The sequence below is a fragment of the Cryobacterium sp. TMT1-2-1 genome (assembly GCF_004403955.1).
In the GTDB taxonomy this organism is placed as follows: Bacteria; Actinomycetota; Actinomycetes; order Actinomycetales; family Microbacteriaceae; genus Cryobacterium; species Cryobacterium psychrotolerans.
This window is the reverse complement of the sequence record NZ_SOHC01000066.1, coordinates 65,889-91,081: the sequence shown is the minus strand read 5'-3', so window position 1 is coordinate 91,081 and position 25,193 is coordinate 65,889. Positions and strand designations below refer to the sequence as shown.

The 25,193-nt window shown below is 69.7% G+C and carries 17 protein-coding genes, 1 tRNA gene and 1 pseudogene; 7 read left to right on the top strand and 12 right to left on the bottom strand.

Going from position 1 to position 25,193, the window contains the following annotated elements:
- Window positions 1–65 precede the first annotated feature (65 nt).
- Both nudC and E3T33_RS12395 read left to right on the top strand, forming a co-directional pair.
- Window positions 66–1,049, top strand: coding sequence for an NAD(+) diphosphatase (gene nudC / locus E3T33_RS12400; RefSeq protein WP_092324123.1), 984 nt, complete (start codon window positions 66–68; stop codon window positions 1,047–1,049).
- A complete protein-coding gene (locus E3T33_RS12395; protein WP_092324124.1) occupies window positions 1,046–2,761 on the top strand; it encodes an ATP-dependent helicase in 1,716 nt (571 codons plus the stop codon). The genes nudC and E3T33_RS12395 overlap by 4 nt, the downstream gene beginning before the upstream one ends.
- Window positions 2,762–2,768: 7 nt before the next feature.
- Here E3T33_RS12395 and E3T33_RS15615 read toward each other — a convergent pair.
- A pseudogene (locus tag E3T33_RS15615) lies at window positions 2,769–3,383 on the bottom strand (TOMM precursor leader peptide-binding protein); the annotation flags it as partial.
- Window positions 3,384–3,731: 348 nt separating this feature from the next.
- Window positions 3,732–5,030, bottom strand: a complete 1,299-nt coding sequence (locus E3T33_RS12385; RefSeq protein WP_092324195.1) for a zinc-dependent metalloprotease — start codon at window positions 5,028–5,030, stop codon at window positions 3,732–3,734.
- Between the two features lie 189 nt (window positions 5,031–5,219).
- Between E3T33_RS12385 and E3T33_RS12380 the strand changes: the two genes are divergently transcribed.
- The 4 genes from E3T33_RS12380 to E3T33_RS12365 all read left to right on the top strand — a co-directional run bounded on the left by E3T33_RS12380 (window position 5,220) and on the right by E3T33_RS12365 (window position 12,080).
- The gene (locus E3T33_RS12380; protein ID WP_134575425.1) at window positions 5,220–6,323 is read left to right on the top strand and encodes a S16 family serine protease; all 1,104 of its coding nucleotides are present in this window, start codon (window positions 5,220–5,222) and stop codon (window positions 6,321–6,323) included.
- 114 nt (window positions 6,324–6,437) lie between these two features.
- Entirely contained in the window at window positions 6,438–9,338 is a 2,901-nt protein-coding gene (locus E3T33_RS12375) for a UPF0182 family protein (protein WP_241982933.1), read from the top strand.
- A 162-nt stretch (window positions 9,339–9,500) separates the two neighbouring features.
- Window positions 9,501–9,574: transfer RNA gene (locus E3T33_RS12370), tRNA-Met, on the top strand.
- 130 nt (window positions 9,575–9,704) lie between these two features.
- Window positions 9,705–12,080 (top strand): MMPL family transporter, encoded by a 2,376-nt coding sequence (locus E3T33_RS12365; RefSeq protein ID WP_134575423.1) that lies wholly within the window; start codon window positions 9,705–9,707, stop codon window positions 12,078–12,080.
- Window positions 12,081–12,207: 127 nt separating this feature from the next.
- On the opposite strand, the gene E3T33_RS12360 is transcribed toward E3T33_RS12365, so the two are convergent.
- Window positions 12,208–13,638, bottom strand: a complete 1,431-nt coding sequence (locus E3T33_RS12360; RefSeq protein WP_092324130.1) for a TIGR00366 family protein — start codon at window positions 13,636–13,638, stop codon at window positions 12,208–12,210.
- A 244-nt stretch (window positions 13,639–13,882) separates the two neighbouring features.
- Between E3T33_RS12360 and E3T33_RS12355 the strand changes: the two genes are divergently transcribed.
- Complete coding sequence (locus E3T33_RS12355; RefSeq protein WP_092324132.1) at window positions 13,883–14,608, top strand: maleylpyruvate isomerase family mycothiol-dependent enzyme; 726 nt, start codon at window positions 13,883–13,885, stop codon at window positions 14,606–14,608.
- Between the two features lie 96 nt (window positions 14,609–14,704).
- Here E3T33_RS12355 and E3T33_RS12350 read toward each other — a convergent pair whose 3' ends face one another.
- From E3T33_RS12350 to E3T33_RS12310, 9 genes are all read right to left on the bottom strand, one after another.
- On the bottom strand, window positions 14,705–15,850 hold the full coding sequence (locus E3T33_RS12350; protein ID WP_134575421.1) for a cysteine desulfurase family protein: 1,146 nt from the start codon (window positions 15,848–15,850) through the stop codon (window positions 14,705–14,707).
- An 11-nt stretch (window positions 15,851–15,861) separates the two neighbouring features.
- The gene (nadC, locus tag E3T33_RS12345; protein WP_092324135.1) at window positions 15,862–16,722 is read right to left on the bottom strand and encodes a carboxylating nicotinate-nucleotide diphosphorylase; all 861 of its coding nucleotides are present in this window, start codon (window positions 16,720–16,722) and stop codon (window positions 15,862–15,864) included.
- Window positions 16,716–18,485 (bottom strand): L-aspartate oxidase, encoded by a 1,770-nt coding sequence (gene nadB / locus E3T33_RS12340; protein WP_092324136.1) that lies wholly within the window; start codon window positions 18,483–18,485, stop codon window positions 16,716–16,718. The genes nadC and nadB overlap by 7 nt, the downstream gene beginning before the upstream one ends.
- 2 nt (window positions 18,486–18,487) lie before the next feature.
- The gene (gene nadA, locus E3T33_RS12335) at window positions 18,488–19,867 is read right to left on the bottom strand and encodes a quinolinate synthase NadA (RefSeq protein ID WP_134575419.1); all 1,380 of its coding nucleotides are present in this window, start codon (window positions 19,865–19,867) and stop codon (window positions 18,488–18,490) included.
- A 70-nt stretch (window positions 19,868–19,937) separates the two neighbouring features.
- On the bottom strand, window positions 19,938–20,630 hold the full coding sequence (locus E3T33_RS12330) for an NUDIX domain-containing protein (protein WP_092324140.1): 693 nt from the start codon (window positions 20,628–20,630) through the stop codon (window positions 19,938–19,940).
- Window positions 20,631–20,746: 116 nt separating this feature from the next.
- Window positions 20,747–21,502, bottom strand: coding sequence for a polyprenol monophosphomannose synthase (locus E3T33_RS12325; RefSeq protein WP_092324142.1), 756 nt, complete (start codon window positions 21,500–21,502; stop codon window positions 20,747–20,749).
- 4 nt (window positions 21,503–21,506) lie between these two features.
- The gene (locus E3T33_RS12320) at window positions 21,507–23,051 is read right to left on the bottom strand and encodes a glycosyltransferase family 39 protein (RefSeq protein ID WP_134475827.1); all 1,545 of its coding nucleotides are present in this window, start codon (window positions 23,049–23,051) and stop codon (window positions 21,507–21,509) included.
- A 65-nt stretch (window positions 23,052–23,116) separates the two neighbouring features.
- Window positions 23,117–24,490: a HAMP domain-containing sensor histidine kinase gene (locus E3T33_RS12315; protein WP_134575417.1), complete on the bottom strand. Its 1,374-nt coding sequence runs from the start codon at window positions 24,488–24,490 to the stop codon at window positions 23,117–23,119.
- Entirely contained in the window at window positions 24,487–25,161 is a 675-nt protein-coding gene (locus E3T33_RS12310; protein WP_092324146.1) for a response regulator transcription factor, read from the bottom strand. The genes E3T33_RS12315 and E3T33_RS12310 overlap by 4 nt, the downstream gene beginning before the upstream one ends.
- Between the last annotated feature and the right edge of the window lie 32 nt (window positions 25,162–25,193).

The following is a 25,193-nucleotide window of genomic DNA, read 5'->3' as shown; positions in this document are numbered from 1 at the left end:
GCACGCGACTTCACAGGTTGCCGAGATCGGGCCGAAATCCGTTGCCAGACCCGGAGAGGTTGTCCATGTCGTTCGCCTTCACGACTCGGTTGCCGCTGTCCCGACACGCGGTCGACCGGGACCATTCGGCGCGCGCCAACCCCGAACTGTTTGACGCACTGTGGGCGGATGCCCGCACCCGCGTTGTCGCGCTGTGGAACGGCAAGGCTCTGATTGCAGGGCGGGGCGAGCACGAAAGCGGCGACGACGTCCCCCGGCTCGCCCTGCTCGCGCCCGACCGGCTGCCGCCGAGCGAGCTGCGCATCTACCTCGGGCTCTCCCTCGACGACAGTTCGGCCGAGCCCGTCGGCACGCCGCTGGTCGCCGCGCAACTCGGCGATGACGCGGCGCGGGCGCTCGAGCCCGACGAGTCTCGCTGGGCGAGCCTCCGGGAGCTGGCGACATCTCTGTCCGACCGGGACGCCGGGGCGTTCGCCGAGGCGCTCGGCCTGCTCAACTGGCACAAGTCGCACACGCACTGCCCGCGCTGCGGCACCGCCAGCACAGTCGAAGACAGCGGCTGGACGAGGCGCTGCCCGACCTGCGGCAGCCAGGTCTTCCCCCGCACCGACCCGGCGGTGATCGTGCTGATCACCGACTCCGCCGATCGCATCCTGCTCGGCTCGAACGCGATGTGGGAGAACAACCGGTACTCCCTCCTGGCCGGCTTTGTCGAACCGGGAGAGTCGCTCGAGGCGGCCGTCATCCGGGAGATGTTCGAGGAAACAGGCCTGCGGGTGACCGATCCGGTCTTCATGGGCTCGCAGCCGTGGCCCTTCCCGGCCTCGCTGATGTGCGGTTTCACGGCCCGGTTGGACGACGGCCAGCACGCCGACGGGCTGCTCCCCGACGGCGAGGAGATCCTCGAGCTGCGCTGGTTCAGCCGCGACGAGCTCCGCGCGTCCACCGGCACGGTCGTGCTGCCCGGCCCGTCGTCGATCGCCCGCGGCATGCTCGAGCAGTGGCTCGGCGAACCGATCGCCCCCGGGCCTGACTGGGTGCGCGGATGACCCTGACCCCCGAGTCGCTCCTCGCCGGGCTCGATGAACAACAGCGCGTGGCCGCCGAGGCCCTGATCGGGCCGGTGTGCATGCTCGCCGGGGCGGGAACGGGCAAGACGCGCGCGATCACCCACCGGATCGCCTACGGCGTCATGACCGGCGCGTACGCGCCCAACCGGGTGATGGCGCTCACCTTCACCTCTCGCTCCGCCTCCGAACTGCGCGGCCGGCTGCGCCAGCTGGGCGCCGGCGGAGTGGCCGCGCGCACGTTCCACTCGGCCGCGCTGTCCCAGCTCAACTACTTCTGGCCGCACGTCGTCGGTGGGCAGGCCCCGCGCATCCTCGACGGCAAGGGTCGTCTCCTCGGGCACGCCGCCGAATCCCTGAAGCTGAAGCTCGACACGGCCACCCTCCGCGACCTTGCGGCGGAGATCGAGTGGCGCAAAACCTCCGGGCTCAGCATCGAAAAGTACGGCTCCGGCTCGCACACGCGCAGCCTGCCCGGGCGGCTCGACCTGGGCCAGGTCGTCGCCATGCAGGAGGCATACGAGCACCTCAAGGACGGCCGCAAGCAGATCGACTTCGAGGACGTGCTGCTGGCGATGGCCGGCATGATCGAGTCGGAGGCATCCGTCGCCATGCAGGTGCGGGAACAGTACCGGTTCTTCGTGGTCGACGAATACCAGGACGTGTCGCCGCTGCAGCACGACCTGCTGGCGCTCTGGCTCGGCGATCGCCGCGACCTCTGCGTCGTCGGCGACGCCAGCCAGACCATTTACTCCTTCGCGGGCGCGCGCAGCGACTACCTGCTCGACTTCCCCAGGCGCTACGAGGATGCCACGGTGGTGCGCCTCGAGCAGAACTACCGGTCGACCGCGCCGATCGTCGCCACCGCCAACCAGCTCATGCGCGGGCGGCCGGGCGCGCTGTCACTGCACGCCGCGGTGACCGAGGCCGGCGCAGAACCGTCCGTCCGCGAGTACTCGAGCGACATGGCCGAGGCCCGCGGCGTCGCCCAGCACATCGTCGAACTGATCGAGGCCGGCACACGGCCCGAGAATATAGCCGTGCTCTACCGGGTGAATGTGCAGGCGGCGGCACTCGAGACGGCCCTCGGCGACGTCGGCGTGAGCTACCAGATCCGCGGGTCCAAGCGGTTCTTCGACCTCCAGGAAGTCAAGCAGGCGGTGATGTCGCTGCGCGCGGCATCCGTTTCGATCGTGGGTGAGCCGCTGTTCAAGTCGGTCAGCGACGTGTTGCGCTCGCTCGGCTGGAGCCACTCGGCGCCCGAGGCGCCCGGTGCGGTGCGCGACCGGTGGGAGTCGCTCAACGCGATCATGGGCCTCGTCGACCAGTCCCCGCCCGGCACCACCTTCCGCCAGTTCACCGACGAGTTGATGGAACGCCAGGCCGGCCAGCACGAGCCGACCGTGGCCGCCGTGACGCTCGCCACCCTGCACTCGGCCAAGGGGCTCGAATGGGACGCGGTCTTTCTGGTCGGCCTGTCCGAGGGGCTCGTGCCGATCAGCTACGCCGGCACGTTCGAGGAGGTCGACGAGGAGCGCCGCCTGCTGTACGTGGGAATTACGCGGGCACGGCGGCGGCTGGCGCTGAGCTGGGCGGCATCGGGACTGCAGCAGCGATCCCCGCGAGAACGGTCACGTTTCCTGGCAGAGATCGGCATCCGCACCGCTCGTGCGGCCGGTGCTCGCGGCGCCTGACCTCACCGGTTTGGGCGTCCAGGGCCAGTGAGGCGCTCCAGAGTTCGGAGCGGCCGCCGGCCAGGCGGTCCTGCACGAGTCCGGCCACCCGGGCGGCCACGTCGATGCTCGCCCGTGCGGACTCGGTCGGCGCCTCGCGGCCGAGGAGCTGGCTGGCCATCGCCGGCCAGGCCCGGTCGGCATCGACCCGGTCCAGTTCCAGGCAGTACAGGCACGGCCCGCTGCCCGGCTCGACAAGCGGTCCCACCCGCACCTCACCGTCGCTGAACACGACCGGCAGGTGCGGAATGTCGCGGCGCAGCCAGCGCCGGTGACGCGCCGGCTCGAGCACGTAGTGCCCGACGACGATGGCCAGGGCGGGGTCGGCGTCGGTCAGCCGGGTCGGGATGCCGAGGTCGCCGAGCAGCCCGCGGATCCGATCGGCGGTCGGGCCGGATCCGTCGACGCAGACGGTCCCATGGACCGTTGGCGCCCTCGGTCCGGGTGCCGTGGCCGCGGGGGCCGGGAGCGCCCTCGGTCCCGGCGCCGCGGTTGCCGGCACCGTGGTTTCCAGCACCGGACGCAGCCGGCGCAGGAAGGCGGCGGTGTCGGCGGGGGAGGCCCCGGCCCGACTGCCGAGCATCACCGCGCCGTCCTGGGGCACGCCGCCGCGGAGGGCAGCGAGCACATGTTCCTCAGCCCGGGTGATGCCGGGCAGCACGAGCAGGGCGCGGTCGACGCCGAACTGGATGGTGTCGGGGGAGCGCCACACCAGCGGGTAGCGCGGATTCAGTCGGATAACCATCCGCAGATGATGCCTCACCCGCGCCGACCCGCGCCAGATCCATCCACACCCCAGCCGGCCCGCTCGCCGAACTGTGAGTTTGGCACCTTCCCGAGCCCAACGAAGGTGCCAAACTCACAGTTCGGCGAAGAGAAGTCGGAGAGAAAAGAGACGTCAAAGAGCGAAGCGAGACGGGGAGGGAGGGGGTTACGCCTCGTGCGGACGGTCGGTGCCGTCGTCGCGGAGGAGGTCCTCCAGCGCCTGGTCTATCTCGTCGAGGACCGGGGGCGCGCCGGCGGCCGTGCTGGTCAGGCGCTCGACCAGGACCTTCGGGTCGTCGAGGTCGGCCGAGGAGGGAACGATGTCGGGGTGCGCCCAGAGCGAGTCGCGCGCCTCGTTGCCGACGGCATCCGTCACGGCCTGCCACATCGCGGCCGCCTCGCGCAGCCGGCGCGGCCGAAGCTCGAGCCCGACGAGCGTCGCGAAGGCGGACTCCGCAGGCCCGCCGGAGGCCCGGCGGCGCTTGACCATCTCGGCGATGGCATCCGCCCTCGGCAGCCGGCTGGTCGCTTCGAGGGTGACGACGTCGACCCAGCCTTCGACCAGGGCGAGCATCGTTTCGAGGCGGGCGAGCGCGGCGAGCTGTCCCTCGGTCTTCGGCGGGATCAGGGACCCGTTGACCATCGCCTCGCGCAGTTCCTCCGGGTTCGTCGGGTCGAAGCCCTCGGCGAGGTCCTGCAGGCGCTCGGAGTCGATGCGGATGCCGTGGGCGAAGTCGGTGATCGAACTGATCAGGTGCAGGCGCAACCACCGGGCGTGCCGGAACAGGCGGGCGTGCGCGAGTTCGCGCACGGCCAGGTAGATCTGCACCTGGTCGGCGGGCACATCGAGCCCTGCGCCGAATTCGGCGACGTTCTGGGGGAGCAACGCGGCCTGCGAATCGCTGAGCAGCGGAATGCCGACGTCACCGCCGGAGACCACCTCGCTGGCGAGCTGGCCGACGACCTGGCCGAGCTGCATCGCGAAGAGTGTGCCGCCGATGCTGCGCATGACCTGGCTGGCGTTGGCGATCATGCCCTGGAGTTCCTCCGGAGCCTGCTCGGTGAGCACGCGGGTGAGCGAATCGGAGATGCTGGTCGCGACCGGCTCGGCGAGCTGGCTCCAGATCGGCATCGTGGCGGTGACCCACTCCTTGCGCGTCATCAGCTTGGGCTCCGTCGTCAGCTCGGCCACCGAGATGACGTCGTCGAGCCACAGCGCGGCGATGTGGAAGGCCTGGTCGAGCTGCGTGCGCTGCTCGGGCGTCGTGGTGACCTGCCCGGCCGCCGCGCGATCCTGACCCTGTTTGAGTGCCACGTCCGAGCTGATGCCGCCGCCGCCCCGCAGCGCGCCCTGCAACTGGCTCATCAGTGCGGCGACGCTCGCCGGGTCGCTGGGCAGTCCTGCTGCGCCGGCCAGCTGGCTGGGGTCCATGGAGGACGCGCCCGACAGGATGTCGCGCAGCATGTCTTTGAATTCGTCTTCGGGATTCTGACCCTCGTCGGGTCGTGAGTCGTCGGCCACTTCAGGCCCCTCTCAGTTGCTTGCCTCTACGCTATCCGGAGAACCACCGGCCGCAACTGGGAAATGACCTAGGCTGTTGGGTCCGGTGTCCGCCTGTCGCGAACATCCCCCCGAACTCACGGAAGGTGCCCGTTGGCCCTCTTCGGCGCTAGCCCGATTTCCCCCGCGGTCCGCACCCGGCGCGCCGGGAAAGCGGGCTGGACGGTGCTCGGGATCGCCTTCGCGTCCGGCGTCGTCCTCGGCGTCGTCCCCGCTCCGTACGCGATCGAGAAGCCCGGGCCGGTCTACAACACGCTCGGCACGGCGGACCACGACGGCAAAGAGATCCCGCTGATCACCATCCCTGATCAGAAGGTGTACCCCACCGACGGCCGCCTCGACCTGCTCACCGTCTCCCTGGTCGGCGATCCCGAGAACCGGCCGAGCTGGCTGGAAGTGACGGGCGCGTGGCTGGACCCGAGCTCGGCCGTCATCCCGATCGACGAGGCGTTCCCGGCCGATGTCACCACCGAACAACGCGATGCCGCCAACCAGGCCGCGATGGTCGACTCCCAGCGGGATGCCGTCGCCGCCGCGCTCACCCACCTCGGCTACGACTACCCGAGCAAAATCTCCGTGGTGTCGTTGCCGAAGAACTCGCCGGCCGCCGGAGTGATGAAGGCGGATGACCAGGTCGTCTCGGTCAACGGCGAAGTCGTCGCCAATGTCACGGAGCTGCGCCAGGCGCTGAAGACCGGCGGCGCCGGCACGGAGGCCAACCTCGGCATCATCCGCGACGGCGCGGAGGACACGGTGAAGGTCACGCCGATCGATGCCAACGGCGCCGTTGTCATCGGCATCAACGTCCGCATGGATTACGAGTTCCCGTTCGAGGTGCAGATCCAACTCGACCGGGTCGGCGGGCCGAGCGCCGGGATGATGTTCTCCCTCGGCATCATCGACAAGCTCACTCCCGGCGCCCTCCAGGGCGGGGCGGATGTCGCGGGCACCGGAACGATCGACCAGTCCGGCCAGGTCGGCCCGATCGGCGGCATCCGGCAGAAGCTGTACGGCGCGAAGAACTCCGGCGCCGAGTGGTTCCTCGCCCCCGCCGACAATTGCGGCGAGGTCACCGGGCACGTGCCCGACGGGCTCACGGTGTTCGCGGTGGAGACCCTGGACGATTCCCTGGCCGCGCTGGACGCCATCCGCACCGACGCCGACACCAGCGATCTCCCCACCTGCCCGGCCGGGTGAGCTCCGCGGAGCCTGACGTCCGCAGCCTGCCCTCAGCGAACACGCAGAGTTCTCTCGGTGGGGCTTGTCTAGGATGGAGTCTGTCCCCTATCACTAAGAGCAAGAGGCCAATTCGTGACGTCATCGCCCGCCGCCGCAAGCGCTCCCCGACGCGGTAGAGCGCCCCTCGCAATCACCGCTGCGATCATCGCGGGGCTGGTGGTGCTGTTCTTCATCTTCGCGGGCCTCTACGCCGACGTGCTCTGGTTCGACCAGCTCGGATTCCTCAGCGTGCTCACCACCCAGTGGCTGGCCGGAACGGCCCTGTTCCTGATCGGGTTCGTCGCCATGGCGGTCCCGGTGTTCGTGAGCATCCAGCTTGCCTACCGGCTGCGCCCGGTCTACGCCAAGCTCAACTCGCAGCTGGACCGCTACCAGCAGGTCATCGAGCCGCTGCGCCGCCTCGCCATGTTCGGCATCCCGGCACTGCTGGGACTGTTCGCCGGTGTGGCCGCGTCCACGCGCTGGCAGCCGATCCTGATGTGGCTGAACCGCACCGAGGTCGGCCGCAAGGACCCGCAGTTCAACCTGGACATCTCGTTCTACCTGTTCGACCTGCCGTTCTACCAGGCCGTGCTCGGCTTCGCGTCGGCCGTCGTGCTCATCTCCGGACTCGTTGCGATCGCAACCAGCTACCTCTACGGCTCCATCCGGATCAGCGGCCGCACGGCCCTCGTCTCCAAGTCGGCGCGCATCCAGATCGCCGTGACCGCCAGCCTCTACCTGCTCATCCAGGCCGTGAGCATCTGGCTCGACCAGTACTCGACGCTGACCGACGCGGGGGAGCTCATCACGGGCGCCGGCTACACGGAAGTGAACGCCACCATCCCCGGTCGGGCGATCCTCGCCGGCATCGCCGCGGTCGTGGCCGTGCTCTTCCTGGTGACCGCGATCATCGGACGCTGGCGCCTGCCCGTCGTCGGCACGGCCCTGCTGATCGTCAGCAGCCTGTTGATCGGTTCGCTGTACCCGTGGGTCATCCAGCGGTTCCAGGTGGTCCCCAGCGCCAAGACGCTGGAGGAGCCCTACATCGACCGCAATATCGACCTCACCCGGGATGCCTATGGCGTGGCCGATGTGAAGGAGATCCCGTACAACGCGACGACGGATGCCGAGCCGGGCGCCCTGCGCGCCGACGCGGAGACCACGGCCAACATCCGCATCCTCGACCCTGCCCTCGTCACGGACTCGTTCGCCCAGCTCGAGCAGTTCAAGCAGTACTACAAGTTCCCGGAGAACCTCGACGTCGACCGGTACACGATCGACGGCAAGTCCCAGGACGCCGTTGTCGCCGTGCGTGACCTCAACCTCGCCGGCCTCGGGGCCGGTGACACCTGGGTGAACTCGAAGACGGTCTACACGCACGGCTACGGCATGGTCGCCGCCTTCGGCAACCAGCGCTCGGCCGACGGCCAGCCCGTGTTCATGGAATCGGGCATTCCCACTGCCGGTGCGCTCGGCAAGTTCGAACCGCGCGTGTACTTCGGAGAGAGCTCTCCGGCGTACTCCATCGTGGGCGCCCCGGAGGGCACCAAGCCGGTCGAGCTCGACTATCCGTCCGGAACGGACGGCGCCCAGCAGACCTACACGACATTCGACGGTGACGCCGGGCCCAAGCTCGACAACGCCTTCAACAAGCTGATCTTCGCCCTCAAGTTCCAGTCGGAGCAGATCTTCCTAGCCGACTCGGTCAACGAGAAGTCCCAGATCCTCTACGACCGCGATCCCGTCGATCGCGTGCAGAAGGTCGCGCCCTACCTGACGGTCGACTCCGACGCGTACCCGTCGGTCGTCGACGGCCGGGTCAAGTGGATCGTCGACGCGTACACGACCTCCGCCGACTACCCGTACTCGACCCACGTCGGCCTGAGCGATGCGATCACCGACACGGAGACGCCGGCGCAGCCGTTCGCGCTCGACCAGATCAACTACATGCGCAACTCGGTCAAGGCCGTCGTCGACGCCTACGACGGTTCGGTCACGCTGTACGCCTGGGATGCCAAGGAGCCCATCCTGCAGACCTGGCAGAAGATCTTCCCGTCGACGGTCAAGCCGATGAGCGAGATGAGCGGCGAGCTGATGAGCCACGTGCGCTACCCGGCCGACCTGTTCAAGGTGCAGCGGGAGATCCTCGGTCAGTACCACGTGACCGAGCCGGGATCGTTCTACTCCAGGGACGACGCCTGGATCACGCCGGACGACCCGCAGTCCTCGGCCAGCAACCCGACGCTGCAGCCTCCGTACTACCTGACCATGCAGATGCCCGGGCAGGACAAGCCCTCGTTCTCGCTGTACTCGACCTACATCCCGGACGCGACCGGCGCCACGAGCCGCAGCGTGCTCACCGGCTACCTCGCCGTCGATGCGGATGCCGGTGCCGAAGACGGCAAACGCGCCGCGGGCTACGGAGCCCTCCGGTTACTCACCCTGCCCAAGGAAGACACCGTTCCCGGCCCCGGCCAGGTGCAGAACAAGTTCAACGGTGACCCGTCGATTTCCGCCCAGCTGAACCTGCTCAAGCAGGGCCAGTCCAAGGTGCTCAACGGCAACCTGCTCACCGTTCCCGTCGGTGGCGGCCTGCTGTACGTGCAGCCCGTTTACGTGCAGTCGACCGGTGAGACGAGCTACCCCCTGCTGCAGAAGGTGCTCGTGGCCTTCGGCGATGAGATCGCGTTCGAGGACACGCTCGATGAATCCCTCGACGTGCTCTTCGGAGGCGACTCGGGTGCCACCGCCGGCGACACGGATGTTCCGCCGACGACCACACCGCCGGCAGACGGCGAAGAGACTCCGCCGAAGTCCTCCACCGGTGACCCGGCGACGGATGCCGAGCTGAAGTCGCTGCTCCAGGTCGCCAAGCAGGCTCTCGTCGACAAGCAGGCCGCCCTTGTCGCTGGTGATTTCGCGAAGTACGGCGCCGCCGACAAGCGGCTCAACGACACCATCGCCAAGATGCTCGCCCTGCTCGGCCAGTAGGCCGCACCGCCCGAACCTCGCCGACCTGGATGGTTCCGGTCGAGTTTGCCCCGCACACCGGGCAAACTCGACCGGAACAGCCAAAGTCGGTGGGGGAATCCGCTCGAATCGGCCCGCTCGGTTCGACCCGGGTTCGGGGCTGTGGTAAGTTAGTTCTTGTAGCGCGGGGTGGAGCAGTTCGGTAGCTCGCTGGGCTCATAACCCAGAGGTCGTAGGTTCAAATCCTGCCCCCGCAACAAAGTAAACCCCCGGAATCATTGCGATTCCGGGGGTTTTGTCTTGCCTACTTCGAGGCCCGGCCGGTAGCGGCAAGCGGCCTGAAAAAGTTGCATAGACTGAATAATTCCGGGTTGAAGGGAATTATCCATGGCTGAGCTGCTTTACCGCCTGGGCAAGTTCGCAGCACGGCGGGCCTGGCTGGTCATCACGACCTGGGTCGCCCTGCTCGCCATCGCGGGCCTCGGATTCGCCGCGGGGTTCAGCGGTCTTGCCACGAGCTTCGACATCCCCGGCACCGCGTCGGGTGCGGTGATCGACGAGCTCGAGGAGCAGCTTCCCGACTTCGCCGGCGCCTCCGGCACCGTGGTCTTCGAGACCACAGACGGCTCGCCGATCAGCGACGAGCAGAGAACGCAGATCAGTGCGCTCGTCGCCGCCGGCGACGACCTGCCGGATGTCGCGGACATCATCGACCCCTTCGAGACCGAGCAGCAGCGCGCCGACCGGGCACAGGAGCTGGTCGTCGGACAGACCCAGCTCGACAGCGCACGCGCCCAGCTCGACGCCGGCCAGGCGCAACTCGACGCCGCGGGGCAGCAGCTGCCGGACCAGCAGCGGGCAGAGCAGCAGGCGCAGCTCGACGCTTCACGTCAGGAGCTCGACCGGCAGGCTGCCCGGCTCGGGCTCGGCGCCGAACTCCTGGGCTTCGCCGACGAGATCCGGGTCGTCTCGGAGGACGGGTCGACCGCCCTCGTCAACGTTGCCTTCACCGAGCCGCGCATGGAGCTGCAGGAGGAGTCGAAGAACGCCGTCATCGACCATTTCGAGTCCGAGCAAGTCGACGGCACCCGGGTTTCATTCTCCTCAGACATGGCGCAGGCCGTCCCGCAGCTCATCGGCGCCGGCGAGATCGTGGGCGTCGCCTTCGCCGCGATCATCCTGCTCGTGATGCTCGGCTCCGTGCTCGCCGCGGCCCTGCCGCTGGTCACGGCCCTTGTCGGCGTAGCGATCGCCAGCCTCGGCGCCCTCGCGTTCTCCGGCGTCGTGGAGATGGCATCCGTCACACCGGTGCTCGGCGTGATGCTCGGCCTCGCGGTCGGCATCGACTACTCGCTCTTCGTGATCAACCGGCACCGCAAGCAGCTGCTCCAGGGAGCCGACGTGCGCGAATCGATCGGACTGGCGAACGGCACCGCCGGCAACGCGGTGGTCTTCGCGGGTACCACGGTCATCGTCGCCCTGTTCGCCCTGAACGTCACGGGCGTGCCCTTCCTGGGCCTGATGGGCACCGTCGGCGCAGTCGCGGTCCTGATCGCCGTGCTCATCTCGATCACGCTCACCCCCGCGGCCCTCGGGGTGCTCGGTGAGCGCGTGCTCGGACGCCGCGCCCGCGCGCGCATCGGCCAGGAGCACCACGAGGACACGAAGGCGAAGCCGATGTCGACCTGGCGCGCCGTCGTCACCGTCATTGTGGCGGCCGTGGTGCTGCTCATCGTCGCCATCCCCGCGCTGTCGATGCGGCTCGGCCTGCCCGACGGGTCTTCCGAGCCTGTCCACTCGGCGTCCTACCGGGCGTTCATGACCACCGAGAACGCCTTCGGGGCCGGCGCGAACGGGCCGCTCCTCGTGACCGCAGCACTGCCGGAGGGACTCGATGAGGCTGAGGTGCTCACGGCCCAGGTCGACGTCGCACGAACGCTCGCCGAGCAGGACGGAGTGGTCGCGGTCGCCCCGATCGCGGTCTCCGACGACAACACGCTCGCCGCGTTCCAGGTGCTGCCGAGCGGGGGGCCGAACAGCGAGTCCACGGAGCAGCTCGTGCGGGACATCCGTTCGCTGCCGTCAATCGCCGACGACATCGAGCTCGGCCTCGCGGGCCAGGCGGCCATCAACATCGACATCTCCGAGAACCTCGCCGCCGTGCTGCCGACCTATCTCGCGGTCGTCGTCGGCCTGTCGCTGCTGATCATGATCCTCGTGTTCCGCTCGATCCTGGTGCCCGTCATCGCGACGGGCGGGTTCGTCCTGTCGCTGTTCGCCACCTACGGTGCGATCGTGGCCATCTTCCAGTGGGGCTGGTTCGCGGACGTGCTCGGAATCCACCCCGGTCCGATCCTGAGCTTCCTGCCCGTGATCCTCGTCGGCATCCTCTTCGGGCTGGCGATGGACTACCAGCTGTTCCTGGCCTCCGGCATGCGCGAGGCGTACGTGCACGGCGCACCGGCGCGCCTCGCGGTCGCGATCGGTTTCCGGGCCGGCCGATCCGTGGTCACCGCGGCCGGGCTGATCATGGTGTCGGTGTTCGGCGGCTTCATCTTCTCCGAGTCGACAATGATCCGCTCTATCGGTTTCGGTCTCGCGTTCGGTGTGCTCGTCGACGCGTTCGTGGTGCGGATGCTGCTCATGCCGGCGGTCATGCACCTGCTGGGGAGGTCGGCGTGGTGGATCCCGCGGTGGCTCGACCGGATCATGCCCAACGTCGATGTCGAGGGTGCGGCACTCGAACGCCGACACCACGCCTGACGGGACGACGTGTCTCCCCGCACGGGGTTGAGTTGCGGAGAAAGTACCTTCGTTTCGAAATTGAGAGTACTTTTTCCGCAACTCAACGAGAAACGCGCCCGGCGCGACGCGTTCGCGGGGGCATGACCTACGGAATCACCGGCGCGACGAAGTTGAACGTCAGCCCGAGCACCCACACGAGCAGCAGCACCACCGGCAGGTGGAAGATGAACTGCAGGAACGTGAAACCCACCAGATCGCGGGCCTTGAGCCCGAGCACCGCCAGGAGCGGCAGCATGAAGAACGGGTTGATCAGGTTGGGCAGGGCCTCGGCCACGTTGTAGATCTGCACCGTCCAGCCCAGGTTCATCTGGACATCCGTCGCCGCCTGCATCACGTACGGGGCCTCGACCAGCCACTTGCCGCCGCCCGAGGGCACGAAGATGCCCAGGATGACCGTGTAGATCGCCACGACGACGGCGAAGCCGCCGCCGCTGCCCACGCTCGTGAAAAACTCGGCCAGGTGCTGCGACACGGTCAGCCCGCCGTTGCCGACCGCGCCGGTGAGGATCGCCGCCATGGCGGCGTAGAGCGGGAACTGCACGAGGATGCCCGCGGTCGCGGGGACGGCCTTGGTCACGGCCTGCAGGAAGTTGCGGGGCGTGCCGTGCAGGAGCAACCCGAGCATCAGGAAGATCAGCAGGTAGCCGTTGAGGTTGCTGACGACGGAGAGCAGCGGTTTCGTCAGGAACTGGGAGACCAGCCAGCCCAGGGTCATCAGTCCGGCGAGAATGGGCAGGATGCGGCTGTACTCCAGCCATTCACCCGGGCGGGAGCGAAGCGCCGCGGGAACCGGCGAGTCGTCGAGGTCGACGCCGAGTTCAAACGCCGTCTTGATCGCGTCGCCGCGCGGGGCGGAGAAGTGGGCGATGGCGACGGTCAGCGCGATGATGATGGCGCACATGGTCAGCGACTGCCAGGTGAAGATGGTGGTGCCGAAGTCCAGGATGCCGGTGACCTTCAGCAGCGCCGGCGGCAGGGAGGCCTCGGTGGCCTGCAGTTGTGCGGCCGAGGACGACATCCCCAGCGCCCACACCGCGCCGAGGCCCATGAACGCGGCAGCGCCGAGGGCACGGTAGTCGACGCGCAGGTCGACCCGTCGGGCGATGGCGCGGGCCAGCAGCCCGCCGAAGACCAGGCTCAAGCCCCAGTTGAGGAAGGAGACCGACATCGAGAGGAAGGCCACGAAGCTCACGGCGGTGGCCGCGCTCTGCGGCACGGCGGCCAGGCGGTTGATCAGCCGGGCCACCGGCGGGGAGGTCGCCACGACGTATCCGGTCAACACCACCATCGACATCTGCAGGGTGAAGGCGGTCAGGTCCCAGAAGCCGTTGCCGAACGAGTCGACGATGGTCTGGGGTGAGGACCCGTTGGCCAGGGCCGCGAGGGCGACGATGAAGACGCCGACCAGGGCGAAGACATACGCGTCCGGGAACCACTTCTCCGTCCATCGGGCCAGGGTCTGGGCAACGCGTGCCAGCCCCTTTTCGGTCGTGGTGTCCTGTGTAAGCGTTGTCATGCGGCCGGAACCTCTTCGTTGAGTAAATCGTCGGTCTTCGTGGCGGATGCCGCGTGGCGGATGCTGCGGACGCCGGCGCCCCCGAACGGGGGTGCGCGCCTCTGGCAGGCTAGGGGTGGCGTCGCCGGGTGTCAATTCACGCCCGCGGTCCGACGTGGACCGGCCGGTCGCGTAGCGTGGGGCTCGCACGGTATTTCGCACAGTATTTCATCAGGTCCTCGTAACAGCGTTGTCAGGAGAACTCATGAAGAAGCACCATTCCGCCATGGAACTCGATGAGCGGCTGGTGATGGTCCGGCGCGGCACTGAGCACTTCGCCGAGGCCCTCGCCGAACTCTACGACACCGACCTCGACGGAGATTCGCTGCTGCCGGGCTGGACCCGCCGCCACGTCGTGGCGCACGTCGGCTACAACGCCCTGGCGATTGCCCGCCTGGTCGACTGGGCGACCACCGGTGTGGAAACGCGCATGTACGAGTCGCCCGACGCGCGCGACAGCGAAATCGCCCACGGGGCCGCGCTCAGCGCGAAGGAACTGCGCCGCCTCTTCGAGCACTCGGCCGCAGAGCTCGAGCGCGCCTGGCGCGGACTGCCGGAGAAGAACTGGACCAAGCAGGTGAAGACCTCCTCCGGGCGCATGGTGCCTGCCACGGAGACGGTGTGGATGCGCACCCGCGAGGTCTGGATCCACGCCGTCGACCTGGACGACGGGGCATCCTTCGACGACATCCCGGCCGAGGTGCTCGAACACATCCTCACCGACGTCACGGACGACTGGAAGGCGCGCGGCGAGGACGCCGGGCTGCGGCTGGAAGCCACCGACGGGACGAAGCCCGTGTTCGGCGACCTGGCCGCCGACGCGGAGGTCGTGTCCGGGTCGCTGGCAGATCTGGCCGCGTGGGCGACGGGCCGAGGCGTCGACGGCGTCACCTCGAGCACGGAGCTCACGGACGCACCGGTCTGGCTCTAGCTTCAACGGATTTCGAGTTGCGCGGGCGGTACGCCGTTGCGCTGGTGGCGCACTGCGCGCGCAGCGGCGCACGACCCGCGTAGCGCGCGCGGGGTCTTAACGGGCGCCGAGACGCCTGACCGCGTCCACGGCGGCGCGCACGGATGCCGCGGCCTCGGCCAGTTCCTCGGCCGTCGTCGTCGCGGCGAGGGTGAACCGCACCGCGGTCTGGGCGACCTCGGCGGGGTACCCGAGCGCGGTGAGCACATGGGACGGCTCGTCGCTGCCCGCGGCGCAGGCCGACCCGCTGGAGCAGACGATGCCGTGCTGCTCGAGTTCGAGCAGCACGGCCTCGCCGCTCGTGCCCGGGAAGACGAACGACGCGTTGCCGGGCAGCCGCCGGCCGGGGTGGCCGGTGAGCCGGGCGCCCGGGGTGTCGCGAAGCACGGCGGCGATGAAGGTGTCGCGCAGCTCCGTCGTGCGCAGGGCCGCCTCCTCGCGCTCCTGCTCGGCCAGCCGGAGCGCCGTGGCCAGCGCGACCGCCCCGGCAACGTTCTCGGTGCCGCTGCGCTTGCCGCGCTCCTGGCCGCCGCCGTGCAGGACCGGCTCGATCGGCAGCCGGCCGCGCAGGTAGAGGGCGCCGACGCCCTGCGGCGCGCCGATCTTGTGGCCGGAGATGCCGAGCGCGTCGACGCCGAGGTCGCCCACGTTGAGCGGGAGCCAGCCGGCGGCCTGCACGGCGTCGGTGTGGAAGGGGGCGCCTGCGTCCCTGGCGATCCGGGCGAGGTCGGAGATGGGCTGCACCGTGCCGACCTCGTTGTTCGCGTACTGCACCGAGACGAGGGTGGTGCCCGGGCGGATGACGCGGCGGAGCTCGTCCGGATCGACGAGGCCGGAGGCATCCGTTGCCAGCATGGTGACCTCGAAGCCGTGCAGCCGGCGCAGGAAGTCGGCGGACTCGAGCACCGCCTCATGCTCGATCGGGGTGGTGACCAGGTGCCGGCCGCGCGGAGCGCCGAGGGCGATGCCCTTGACCGCGAGGTTGGCCGCTTCTGTTCCGCCGCTGGTGAAGGTGAGCTCGCCCGGACGGCAGCCGAGCAGGCGGGCGACCGTGCGGCGGGCATCCGCCAGGGCCCGGGCGGCCGCCTCGCCCACCCGGTGGTGGCTCGAGGGGTTGCCGAACCCGCCGGCCAGATGCGGCCAGAGGGCTTCGAGCACCTCCCGGCGCACCGGCGTGGTGGCGGCGTTGTCGAGGTAGATCATGGCCGGGCCGATCAGCCCTCGGTGAGGATGACGATGTCGAGGCCGAGGTCGAGGGAGCGCACGCTGTGGGTGAGCGCGCCCACGGAGATCACGTCGACGCCGGTCTCGGCGATCGCGCGGACGGTCTCGAGAGACACCCCGCCGCTCGCCTCAACGATCGCGCGTCCGGCGACGATCGCGACGCCCTCGCGGAGCTGGTCCGGGGTGAAGTTGTCGAGCATGATCGTGTCGATCCCGGCGGCGAGCACCGGCTCGATCTGGTCGATCCGGTCGACCTCGACCTCGAAATGCGTCGTGTGCGAGAGCCGGTCGCGCACCTGGAGCAGAGCCTCGGTGAGGCCGAGCCCGCCGGCGCCGAGCACGGCGAGGTGGTTGTCCTTGGCCATCACGGCGTCGGAGAGACTGAAGCGGTGGTTGCGCCCGCCGCCGTCGCGCACGGCCTGGCGCTCGAGGGCGCGCAGTCCCGGCGTGGTCTTGCGCGTGTCGACGATCCGGGCCGGGGTGCCCTCGGTTTCGGCCACGTACCGGGCGGTGAGGGTGGCGATCCCGCTCATCCGCTGCACGAAGTTCAGGCCGATCCGTTCGGCCTGCAGGATGCCCCGGGCCGGACCGGACGCCTCCGCGAGCACCTCCCCGGCCTCGAAGTTCGCACCGTCGGCGACGAGGCGGCGCACGAGAATGCGCGGGTCGGTGAGCCGGAAAGCGGCCTCGAACACGGCTTCGCCGCTGAACACGCCGGACTCGCGGGCCACGAGCTGCGCGGTCGCCAGCGCGCCGGCGGGGATGAGCACCTCGGAGGTGAGGTCACCCCAGGGGGCGTCCTCCTCGAGGGCGGCGCGCACAACGGTGTCGATGGCGTGACTGGTCAGCATGCGATGGCCTCCTCGGCCTGGATGACGGGTGCGGGGTCTGTGTGGTTTGCGAGCGGTGTGCGGTTCGTGAGACCCGTCGCCCGGTCGCCCCCGAGCGCCCAGACCAGCGGGTAGGCGAGCTCCGCGCGAGCGGAGGGGAAGTCGACGCGGTGGTGGGCGCCGCGGGACTCCTCACGGGCCAGGGCCGCCTGCACGGTGAGCCGCGCGAGGTCGAGCAGGTTGGCGTCTTCGTGGGCGCTCACGGAGGCGCCGGGCCCGGTCTCGGGCCTGGTCCAGCCGGCCAGGGTGACGGCTGCCGCGGCCAGCCCGGCACCGCTTCGCAGCACGCCGGCCGACTCCCACATCAGCCCCTGCAGCGCCTCCCGCGAGAATCCGGAGGCCCGGCCTCTCTCGCCGTCACGCTCGGCCCCTCCGAATTCGCCGGACATTTCCGGCGGCGTGACCGCGCGCGGCAGGGCCAGGGCGGCGTGTCGCGCAAAATCTGCGTCGAATTCGGAGAACGGATCGGGCAACGGATCGGGCAACGGATCGGACGGCGCTAAGGGGAGGGAGAGCGCGCGCACGGCACGGTCGGCGAAGACGGCCGCTTCGAGCAGCGAGTTCGAGGCCAGGCGGTTGGCGCCGTGGGCGCCGGTGCGGGCGGCCTCGCCGACCGCGTACAGGCCGGGGAGCGAGCTGCGCCCCCAGACATCGGTGACGATGCCGCCCATCCAGTAGTGCGCCGCCGGGGCGACCGGGATCGGTTCCAGGGCCCAGTCGAGGCCGGCCGCGCGGCAGGCCTCGGTGATGGTGGGGAAGCGAGCCTCGAGCAGCTCGCGGCCGAGGCCGGTGGCGTCCAGCAGCACTGGCTCGCCGCCTTGGGCGGCCATTTCGCGCGCGATGGCCCGGGCCACGACGTCGCGGGGGCCGAGCTCGGCATCGGGGTGCGCGGCGAGCAGGAAGCGCTCGCCCTTCGCGTTCCGCAGCACGGCGCCCTCGCCGCGGACGGCCTCGGAGACGAGCGGCGTTCCGGGGATCGCCAGCGCGGTCGGGTGGAACTGGTAGAACTCGAGGTCGGCAACGGATGCCCCGGCCCGCCAGGCCGCGGCGACCCCGTCGCCCGTCGCGAGGGCGGGGTTCGTGGTGTGCCGGTAGAGGGAACCGGCGCCGCCGGTCGCGAGGATCACCGCGTCGGCGTCCAACACCCGGTGGTCGAGTTCCCGGTGGTCGAGCATGTCGAGACCCCCCGCGCCCACCACGGTCGCGCCCACCACGCGCCCGCCCCGCACAACGAGGTCGGTGAGCATCGTGTGCTCGAGGATGCGGAGCCTGCCGACCGCGGCGGAGCCCTGGGCCGCCGCCCGCGCCCGCACCGTCGCCACCAGGGCCGCCTCGATCTCCGCGCCGGTGGCGTCGCCGCCGGCGTGCAGCACGCGCGAGCGCGAGTGGGCGGCCTCGAGGCCACGGGTCAGGCCGGAGTCGTCGCGGTCGAAGTCGACGCCGAAGCGGATCAGGTCACGCACGCGTGCCGGCCCCTCGGCACAGAGCACGCGCACCGCTTCCGCATCGCAGAGCCCGGCCCCCGCCCGGAGCGTGTCGAGGATGTGCGTGTCGACGGAGTCGTCCCGGAACATGGCGGCCGCGATCCCGCCCTGGGCGTGGCGGGTGTTGCTTTCCGGCAGCGAGGCCTTCGTCACCAGGGTGACGTCGTGGCCGGCATCCGTCGCGCGCACCGCGGCAGTGAGCCCGGCGAGGCCGCTGCCGACAACCAGCACCGATCCCATGGTCAGGCCTCGGCGCTGACGACAGTATCGGCGCGCGAGACCCCCGGGGCCGCGACCACGGGGGTCTCGACAGGCTCGACCACCGAGGCGGGCGGCTTCGCGGCGAGCATCCGCTCGAGGGCGACGAGCGCGTGCCCGGCGACGTCCGCTGACACCGTGATCCGGTTGATCACCTCGGCCGGGCGTTCCGCCGTGCCGACCAGGCCCTCGAGCACCCAGGCGAGGTAGCCGGAGTGGATGCGGTACATGGTCGAGCAGGGGCAGACCACCGGGTCGAGGCAGAAGATCGTGTGCTCGGGGTGCTGGGCGGCGAGCCGCTGCACGAGGTTGATCTCGGTGCCGATCGCGAACGTCGAGCCGGCCGGCGCGGCCGCGATCGCCTTGCGGATGTAGTCGGTCGAGCCGTACTCGTCGGCCGCGTCGACGACGGGCATCGGGCACTCCGGGTGCACGATCACGCGCACGCCCGGGTGCTCGATGCGCGCCGTGGCGATCTGGTCGACCGTGAAGCGCCGGTGCACACTGCAGAATCCGTGCCAGAGGATCACCCGGGCGTCGTCCAGCTCCTCGGCCGTGCTGCCGCCGAGGGGCTTGCGCGGGTTCCACATCGGCATCTGTTCCAGCGAAACGCCCATCGCCTTGGCGGTGTTGCGGCCGAGGTGCTGGTCGGGGAAGAACAGCACGCGCTGGCCGCGCTCGAACGCCCACTCGAGCACGGTTTCGGCGTTCGAGGAGGTGCAGACGATGCCGCCGTGCTCGCCGCAGAAGCCCTTGAGCGCCGCGGAGGAGTTCATGTAGGTGACCGGGATCACCGGGACCCGGCCGTCGGCATCCGGCTCGGTGCCGTACAGGTCCTCGAGCTGCTCCCAGCACTCGGTGACCGAGTCGATGTCGGCCATGTCGGCCATCGAACAGCCGGCGGCGAGGTTGGGCAGGATGACGGCCTGCTCCGGGCCGGAGAGCAGGTCGGCCGTCTCCGCCATGAAGTGCACGCCGCAGAAGACGATCGCCTCGGCCTCCGGGTGGCTCCTGGCCGCCTGGGCGAGCTGGAACGAGTCGCCCACGAAGTCGGCGTGCTGGAGCACCTCATCGCGCTGGTAGAAGTGCCCGAGCACGAGCACCCGGTCGCCGAGGGTCTCCTTGGCGGCCCGGATGCTCGCGCGCAGCTCCTCCGTGGAGGCCGTGCGGTACCGCTCCGGCAGTTCGCCCTGGCGCGGAGACCCGGTCGGGATCACGTCGCCCATCGAAGACCCGGGGCCGTAGCCGGGCGTGCCGGAATCGAACTCCCACGGGGCGGTGGCGAGATCGGGGCTGCAGGTGCTGCCGACGGTCTCTCCCGTGGTGATGAGCTGGATGGTCCGGTCAACCGATTCAATCGTCATGGCGTTGTTCCTTGGTCTCGGGTTCAGGTGGGTAGGGTGCGAATGTGTCGGGTCAGGCGAGGCGTGTGGTTCAGCCGATGGACGGGCCGAGCGGCCCCTGGTCGGCGAGGCGGCTGGAATCGTTGTATCGGTACAGGCGCGGGGGGCGGTGACGGGCTCCGGCAAGGTGCTGGCCGGTGTCGACGACCGTGCCGGACGCCTCGACCGTGCGCCGGAAGTTCGCCGGGTCGAGCGGCTTCTGCAGCACGGCCTCGTGCACGTCGCGCAGCTGGGCGAGGGTGAAGGTCTCGCCGAGGAAGGCGTGCGCGATGCGGGCGTACTCGACCTTCGTCCGGAGGCGCCAGAGCGCGTAGTCGACGATGCGGTTGTGGTCGAAGGCGAGCTCGGGCAGCCGGTCGGCGGGGAACCACTGCACGTTCTCGCCGACGGCGGCCAGCGCGGCCTCGTCGGACTGCACGAGCGCCCAGTAGACGATCGACACCACGCGGGTGCCGGGGGAGCGGCCCAGGTCGCCGAAGGTATAGAGCTGCTCGAGGTACTTCGGAGTCAGGCCCGTCGTCTCCCGCAGGGTCCGGGACGCCGCCGCCGCCAGTTCCTCGTCGCCCGGAAGCCAGCCGCCCGGCAGCGCCCACTGGCCGAGGTGCGGTTCCCGGATGCGCCGTACGAGCGGCAGCCACAGCGTCATGAGTCCGGATGCCTCGTCTGGGCGCAGGGCAAAGATCACCGTCGACACGGCGAGCGTGGCCTGGTTCTGTGACGTCATAGGGGCACCCACTAGGTAAAGGTCATAGTGACTCTAACTGCAGGACTCCATCATATAGTCACAATGACCATAACTCCCAACCGGTTACCTCGCGGAGTGGCCGGGGGAGGCCGGCTTTAGCCCAGACGAGACGAGGGCGTCGGCGCCGCTGCGCCCTGGCGGCGGATCCCGCGGCCGGTCAGACCCCACCGGGTGACCCTGGCCATCGCCTCGAGAACGATCGCGCCGCTCATCTTCGACGTGCCGTGGGTGCGTTCGATGAACGTGATGGGAACCTCGACCACGCGCAGCCCGGCCCGCACGGCGTGCAGGAGCATGTCGATCTGGAAGCAGTACCCGAGGCTGTCGACGCGATTGAGCTGCATCCGCTCGAGGGCGTTCGCGGAGTACACGCGGAAGCCGCCGGTCACGTCCTGCTGCGGCAGATTCAGCAGGATGCGGGAGTACGTCGACCCGCCCCTCGACAGGGCGAGGCGGTGCCACGGCCAGTTGCGCACCGCTCCGCCGGGCACCCAGCGCGATCCCAGCACCACGTCGGCCGTTTCGGCCGCGGCGAGCAGGTCGGGCAGCTGTTCCGGAAGGTGCGAGCCGTCGGCATCCAGCTGCACCAGCCTGTCGTAGCCGCGGGAAAGAGCCCAGGTGAAGGCCTCGAGGTAGGCGGCGCCGAGGCCCTCCTTGGTGAGACGGTGGAGCACGTGCACGTTCGGGTGCCGGGCGGCGAGCGCGCCGGCGAGTTCGCCCGTGCCGTCCGGGGAGGCGTCGTCGACGACCAGAACCTCACTGCCGGGAACTGCGGACAGCACGCGGGCAACGATCGACTGGATGTTCTCTCGTTCGTTGTACGTCGGGATGATGACGAGCGTCTGCGGCATAGTGCTATCTTGTCATTTCGATGATCAGGGTGCGGTGGACGACGGTGACCTCGGCGACCGTGAAGCCGTGTTCGCGGAGAGTCCGGACGTCACTGCCGCGCGTGCTGGTTCGGCTGCCCTGGTTCTGCAGCAGCCAGACCGTGTCGGAGCCGTCGAGGGCACCGACGGCGGCGGAGAGCGGCACCGTGCGATCCCAGAGGCCGGCGGCAGTGAGATACGACTGGGCGAGGGTGATGTCTCGGAGGCCGCGGAAGGCGGCGGGGTAGACGTGCATCGCCACCCGCGGCCGCCGGGACGGTCGGACGCTCTCGTCGAACACGACGGCGTCGCCCGGAGTGGCTTCCTCCTGCAGGACGGCGGCGGCCTGACGCCAGTCACTGCCGCCGTTCTTTCCGAACTCCCCGCGCTGGGCCAGATAGGTCGGCACGGCGAGCACGGCGATGAGGAGCACCCCGGCCGCATGCGACCAGCGCCACCGCATCGCGGCCAGGCCCGCTGCGAGGGCGATCGCGGCAGCGGGGGCGCAGAACGAGAGGTAGCGGCGCGAGTAGAGTGGCGCGCCGAGGCAGGTTCCGAGCACGAGGACCGCGGTCGGGATGATCAGCCAGGCGAGCATCGTCGCCAGCGCCCCGGGGAACGCGGCCCTGCCGGCCTCCCGTCGCCGCCACCCGCGGAATGCCCTGACGACGGCGAACAGGATGAGTGCCCAGGCGGCGGAGGCGACCGCGGCGTTCCCGAACCACTGGAGCACGGCGACGTCGTCCAGCGTCGGCAGCGGGCGGCGGCCGAGGAAGTCGACCTGATGGCGTTGGCTGACGCCCCAGTAGAGGATCGGGGCTGCGAGCGCGAGGCCGGCGCCTGTTGCGACGGCCCAACGGCCGAGCGCGGGGATGCCCCGCGTCCGCGTGCGCCCGAGCAGCAGCACCGCGAGGGCATGCACGGGAATCAGCAGGGCCAGGTAGAGGAACAGGTAGAGCCCGGCGGCCCACAGCACGGCGTAGCCGGTCCACAGCGCTAGTCGGTGGCAGGTCGGCTTCTCGTCGGCGCGCAGGGCCAGCACGAGCAAGACGCTCAGCCACACGGCGACGGCGCTCGCGAGGGCGCTCGATCGCGCCTCCGCACCCATGTACGTCACGCGGGGAAGCACGGCGAATGCGAGCGCAGCGATGACCGCGACCCTGGCGTCGAACAGGTTCCGCGCCAGCACTGCGGTTCCCGCGGCCGCCGCACCGATGGCGATGGCGCTGGGAAGCCGGACCGCCGGCTCGGAGGTACCGAACACCCGGATCCAGACGTGGAGGAACAGGTAGTAGCCGCCGTGCACCGCGTCCACGTGTCCGAGCATCCGGAACAAGGAGGGCAACGGCCTTTCCGCCGACATGACGCTCGCTGCCTCGTCTCCCCACAACGACGGTTGCCACGACCCTGCGGCCGAGACGACGAATCCGACCAGCCCGAGGAGGGCGGCGGTCGGCGCGAATGTCCGCTCCCCGGCCGACCGGAGCCGAGGGGCGGCGGCGGTCATCGGAGGGGCGAGTACGGAGGTCACGCCCCGAATCTAGGCCGGGTCGTGTGAATTTTGCATGCGGATCAGAGCGGTATTCCTGCGAAGTTTCACAGACTTCCCGGCGTGGTGCGGGGGAGCTTCACCAGCACGGACAGCCCGGGGTCGGTGTTTCGCAATTCGACGGATCCGTGCGCCCGATCGACGATCGCCCGCACGATGGCCAGACCCAGGCCGGAGCCACCGGATGTGCCCGCGCGGGACGGGTCCGGGCGGGAGAACCGATCGAAGGCCAGCGGGATGAATTCGTCGGGCATCCCGGGGCCGGTATCCGCGACCGTCAGCAGCGCCGCACTGTCGTCCTGGCGAACACTCACCGTCACCGTCCCGTGCCCGTCCATGGCGGTCATTGCGTTGGAGATGAGGTTGTCGAGAAGCTGGCCGAGGTTCGTGCGCGAGATCGGGTAGCGGCCGGCGGGATCGGCGCCGCCGGTGTCGTAGCCCACTTCGAGGCCGCGACTGTCCTGGACGGCGCGCGCCCGGTCGACTGAGGCCGTGATCTCGGAGGTGAGGTCCGTCCAGCTGATTTCGGGCCTGGTCTGTTCGCTCTCCAACTTCGACAACTCAAGCAGATTGGTGGCCAGTCGAGTGAGCCGGTCAACGGTGGCGGATGCCTCATCGATGTCCCGCTCGAGAGCGGCAGCGTCGCCGGCATCCAGGTGGGCCAGGTCCAGCTGGGCCTTGAGAACGGCCAGGGGAGTGCGAAGTTCATGGCTCGCATCCGACACGACCTGTTTTTCCCGGTCGATGCCGCGACGCAGCGCACCGATGAACGTGTTGAGAGTGACGGCGAGCAGGCTGACTTCGTCGCGACCCGGTGGCACCGCCAGCCGCGCCCCCGACCCGCTCGAACTCAGGCTCTCTGCCTCTGCTCGCAGCCGGTTCACCGGTCGCAGGGCGGCCCCGGTGAGCAGCCAGGACGCGATGCCGAAGCCGACCAGCAGCACGGCGGCACCGATCATGAGCACCCGGGTGAGCTCGTCGAGGAGCAGCGTCAACGCTTCCTGGTTGCGGGCGGCCACGACAATCCAGGTTCCGTCCGGTGTGCGAACCTGCTCTGCCACGACGCGATAGGTGTTCCTGCCGGTATCGACGAGCTCGGGATCGTCGCCCAGCGTGACCAGTGACGAGATGCGTTTGATGAGGCTCCGGGGAAGGGAGCTCACCCGAACGGTGCCGTTGGGATCCACCACGGCGATGAGCTGTCCCTCGCCCGCCGGGTCCGGCGCCCGGGTCGGGTCGTTGCCGAGCTCGGCCGCGACCGGCGCCGTGTCGTTTTCGAGCAACGTCGCCGTTGTCTGATCGAGGATCGATTGCACCTCGAGCCGGAAGAACGTGGCCGCAATGCCGAACAAGACCGCGGCGATCAGCAGGCTTCCCAGGGTGATGCGGGCGCGGATCGAGAGCGCCCGCAGCCCCTTCATTCCGCCGCCTCGGCCAGGTACCCCGAGCCGCGCACGGTCACGATCCGCACTCCGGAAGTGCTCGGATCGATCTTCCGACGCAGGTAGCTGACGTACTGGTCGACGATGTTCGGGTCGATGTGCCCGGTGCCGTGCCAGACCTCTTCCAGGATCGTCGTCCGACTCACGGTGGTTCCGGCACGGCTGCAGAGCAGGCGAAGCAGTGCCCCTTCCTTGGGGCTCATCGGTACCGGGCGGCCGGCCACCGTCACGGTGAGGTCGCGCGAATCCAGCACGAGCGCGCCCAGCTCCAGGATCGGAGGCGTCCCCATCGCGTGACGCCGCAGGAGTGCGCGTACCCGGGCGGTGAGCTCGGGGAAGGCGAACGGCTTCGTGAGGTAGTCATCTGCCCCGCTGTCCAGCCCGAACACGCGGTCGTCAACCGTGTCCCGGGCTGTGAGCAGGAGCAACGGCATCGTGTTGCCGGTTTCGCGGATGCGGCGGCAGATCTCGAATCCGGACATGTGCGGAAGCATCACGTCGATTGCAGCCAGGGCGAACCCGTCGGCGGATGCGGCGATGAGGGCGTCGACCCCGTTGGACACCCGAACGACGTCGTAGCCCTCGGCGCTGAGCCCGCGCTCGATCAGCTCGCCCATCTGATCGTCGTCTTCCACGACCAGGATCCTCATCGTCACGTCCTCTGCGTCGGCTGAGCCCTGCC